Source organism: Microcystis sp. M49636_WE2 (genome assembly GCF_030065375.1).
Taxonomy (GTDB): Bacteria; Cyanobacteriota; Cyanobacteriia; order Cyanobacteriales; family Microcystaceae; genus Microcystis; species Microcystis aeruginosa_C.
In genome coordinates this window covers 1-2,739 of sequence record NZ_JASJFG010000432.1, presented here as the reverse complement: position 1 = coordinate 2,739, position 2,739 = coordinate 1, and the positions used below count along the sequence as shown (strand labels likewise).

Genomic DNA, 2,739 nt, shown 5'->3' with positions numbered 1-2,739 from the left:
GGAGGCAGTTAGGGATAGGATTGGTACTAAACTGCAAGCGAGCAGAAATCCTAGAAAATACTCGTAACCTTTGAGGACAAACACTGGGTTTTTTTTCTCCTTATTCGCTATCGACAGGGGAAGTTGTCGGCATCTCTATGGCTACTTATTATAGAGGCTTTAGCAACCCCTCTCCTTCTCAAAAGCAGCATTGAAGATGTTTATCGATACCATTAGCTAATCATCGGGTTGAGCTTCGCTTCTGTCTCTGTTTTGCTCTTAACTCTGACGGGGTGACAAGGAAGCCTACAATCCCTATGAGAAGCGAAGTGTAGCCAAATATGGTAAAAAAGAGGTGGCTGGGATCAGCTGTTGACTATCTCAATGAGTGCCGGTGTTGTCAGTCCGAGCATTTGTACTAAAATTTTTCCTAGGCAGTGTAAATTATGAGAAATGCTGTCCAGCGGATTATAGTTTGTTTGTTAATGCACAGGCTCAAAGCAGCGATCGCTTAAGACAATATATCATTATGCAGTTACTAAAACTGACTCGCTAGAATTTTGCTAAATCTCTTAATAGCTTGTTTATGTCTTAAAATAAGACTGATTAGATTATAACGATTACAGTTTAAGTAAGTAGTTATTGCCTCTGATCCCCCCTGCCCCCCTTAATAAGGGGGGTGCCGATAGGCGGGGGGATCCCCCCTGCCCCCCTTGATAAGGGGGGTGATAGGCGGGGGGATCCCCCCTGCCCCCCTTGATAAGGGGGGTGTCTGACAGCTTTTAACCCCTACCTACTTAAATAGTGACGAGGACAATTTCCAATCCCCATTCGGATTAACTTTGTTAGCTATAGCATCCCTAAATGAAATGTGAAAAGGTATCGTATTTTTTAAGTTTAGGAAAATTAAATAATTGAAATTTAGCCAAAAACTCGAACAGTCGTTTAACCACAGGAAAACCTTTCGCCATCCCATAAAATCCGCTCAAAAGACTTGTTAACTGTAGCCAAATCGTTTCTACTAGATTTTCTTCGGTTTGGTGCGCTCTCAGTTTTCTGCTGACGTTCTTTGCGCTATTTAACCGAATAAACCCTTTTTAAGGCATTAGGGAAGGATAGGCTATGCCGACTTTTATTTTATGAGACTAGGCTATTGTATCAACTTTTAATTAAACAGCTAATCGGCTAAAGTGATAAGTAAATATTATTTTAAGTTTATTTAAGGCTGTCATTACTAATGGTAAGTTGAGCCTGGTGAATTTTCGCGTAGTATCAAAAAGGAAACTCATTCGACCTGTTCAGTGTAAACGGGGAGAGAAGGCATTTTGAGACTGAGGAACAACCTATGGCAAAGAAAATAAAGACAACCACTTATAAAGTCACCCTGAAAACACCCAAGGGCGATTATGAAATTGATGTTCCCGATAATGAATATATTCTCGATATAGCGGAAGAAAAAGGATTAGATTTACCTTCTTCTTGCCGTGCTGGTGCTTGTTCTGCTTGCGCTGGTCAAATCATATCCGGTAGCGTTGATCAATCCGAGCAATCCTTCTTAGATGACGATCAAATTGAAGCGGGTTATGTCCTCACCTGTGTGGCCTATCCTACTTCTGACTGTGTGATCGTCACCCACAAAGAAGAAGATTTGTACTAATTTAACTCAATATTCGGGGGTTAGATACTCCAACAATACAACAATAATAGAGCGGGAACTGCAAGGGCGACAGTTCTCGCTTTATTTGTATTTTTGCCTCTTGACTCGACAATGAGATAAAGCCCAAAAATTAATCCTGCAGCGGCAGGGTGTGGGGTGTAGGGTTAATGGGCGCTGATCACTAATTATCGGCCCACTTCTGCGAAAATCTCGGCTAAAATCTCTCCAGCACCAGCCTCGCGCACTTTATGGGCTAAATCTCGTCCTAAGACTTCCCCATGGCTAGGATCACCGCTAACCGAGTCCTTAATCAGGCGCTTACCGTCGAGACTGGCCACCATACCCGTTAAAGTTAGGATACCATCCTCGATCGCCGTATTCACTCCGATGGGAACCTGACAGCCCCCCTGCAACTCGCGTAAAAAAGCGCGTTCAGCATAGCATCTATCGCGACTAGGGGCGTGTTCCAACACTTTTAGGACTTGCAAAACCTCCGCATCTCCATCGCGGCATTCTATCCCTAAAGCCCCCTGTCCCACCGCATGGAGAGAAATTTCCGCCGGAATAACCTGATGAACTCGATCGCCTAATCCTAACCTTTCCAGTCCCGCTACTGCCAGAATAATCCCGTCGTATTCTCCCGCGTCCAGTTTTGCCAGACGGGTGTTAACATTGCCGCGCACATCTTTAAAAGTCAGATGGGGATAATGATAACGCAACTGGGCCAATCGCCGCAGGGAAGAAGTCCCCACCACCGCACCTGCCGGTAAACTGTCTAATTGATAGTCTTGGTTTTGGCTATTTACCACCAAAGCATCGGCCGGATTAACTCTTTCGGTGACGCAACCCAAGATTAAACCTTCGGGCAAATTAGTGGGCAGATCCTTGAGAGAATGGACAGCAAGATCGATCGATCTATCCAACATTCCCAGTTCTAATTCTTTGGTAAATAAACCCTTATCACCGATTTTCGCCAGGGCCACATCGAGAATTTTATCGCCTTGGGTACTCATCGTCTCCACCTCAAACTGTCGATGGGGGTGGTGTTTACTCAATTCTGCCTGTACCCAATAGGTTTGTACTAGGGCTAACTGACTTTTACG

At 44.4% G+C, this 2,739-nt stretch carries 2 protein-coding genes and 1 pseudogene; 1 reads left to right on the top strand and 2 read right to left on the bottom strand.

Annotation, left to right across the window (positions count from 1 at the left end; all coding sequences use genetic code 11):
* Positions 1-84: pseudogene (locus tag PX484_RS10400) on the bottom strand (NAD(P)H-quinone oxidoreductase subunit 3); the annotation flags it as partial.
* 1,240 nt (positions 85-1,324) lie between these two features.
* On the opposite strand from PX484_RS10400, the gene PX484_RS10395 reads away from it, so the two are divergent.
* Positions 1,325-1,636: a ferredoxin gene (locus tag PX484_RS10395; RefSeq protein ID WP_287669249.1), complete on the top strand. Its 312-nt coding sequence runs from the start codon at positions 1,325-1,327 to the stop codon at positions 1,634-1,636.
* A gap of 185 nt (positions 1,637-1,821) precedes the next feature.
* On the opposite strand, the gene hemC is transcribed toward PX484_RS10395, so the two are convergent.
* Positions 1,822-2,739: hydroxymethylbilane synthase (gene hemC / locus PX484_RS10390; RefSeq protein WP_288103744.1), on the bottom strand; the 918-nt coding region annotated here is incomplete at its 5' end.